This window comes from Candidatus Symbiopectobacterium sp. NZEC135 (assembly GCF_025962695.1).
In genome coordinates this window covers 1-771 of sequence record NZ_JAGFPF010001023.1, presented here as the reverse complement: position 1 = coordinate 771, position 771 = coordinate 1, and the positions used below count along the sequence as shown (strand labels likewise).

At 53.0% G+C, this 771-nt stretch carries 2 protein-coding genes; one reads left to right on the top strand and one right to left on the bottom strand.

What is annotated here, in order from left to right:
- On the top strand, positions 1-79 hold a 79-nt coding region (locus tag J5224_RS36025), incomplete at its 5' end, for a YdgH/BhsA/McbA-like domain containing protein (protein ID WP_413544758.1).
- A 72-nt stretch (positions 80-151) separates the two neighbouring features.
- Here J5224_RS36025 and yidA read toward each other — a convergent pair.
- The coding region (gene yidA, locus J5224_RS32170) for a sugar-phosphatase (RefSeq protein ID WP_264629012.1) at positions 152-771 on the bottom strand (620 nt) is incomplete at its 5' end.

The window sequence follows — 771 nt, the reverse complement described above, 5'->3', positions numbered from 1 at the left end:
AGCAGGCGCGAAAGCCTTCTCTATCACCAACACCACCGGTAGCGACCTGCTGCGCGGCACAGCGATTATCTACAAATAATCACCCGCTGTAGCCCAAAAAAACGGCGCTTTCCCTCACGGAGAAGCGCCGTTTTTTTATGGTCAGCACAACTCAATGCGCTGTTTTCAGGACAAATTTTTCAATCGCGTAGGCCACACCGTCTTCCGTATTAGGACGGGTGACAAATTGGCTGATCGCCTTGACCTCATCAATGGCGTTCCCCATGGCAACCCCAGTGCCTGCATAGCTAATCATGGCCAGATCGTTTTCATGATCGCCAATCGCCATCACGTTTTCCGCTGTCAGTCCAAGATACTCCGCCAGCAAACGCACGCCTTCGCCTTTGTTAACCCGCTTATCCATAATCTCTAAATAGTAGGGCGCGCTCTTGATAATGGTGTAGCGCGCTCGGGCTTCGTCAGGAATGTGGCGAATCGCGTTATCCAGAAGCGCTGGCTCATCAATCATCATCACCTTCGGGAAGGTCAGGGTGCGGTCCATCTCCTCAACGGCCCGGTATTTCAACGGCATGCCCGTCAGGTGCGATTCATAAACGGTATAGCGACTGATGTCTTTATTGGCGGTATAGACGGTGTTGAAGTCCAACGCATGCAGGTGCACGTTCAATGCGCGAGAAAGCGCTTCACAGTAAAGGTAGTCGTCAAAGCTCAGCGGCGTTTGCGCCACACATTCTCCGGAATCGGTGCGCTGAACCAACCCGCCGTTGTTGG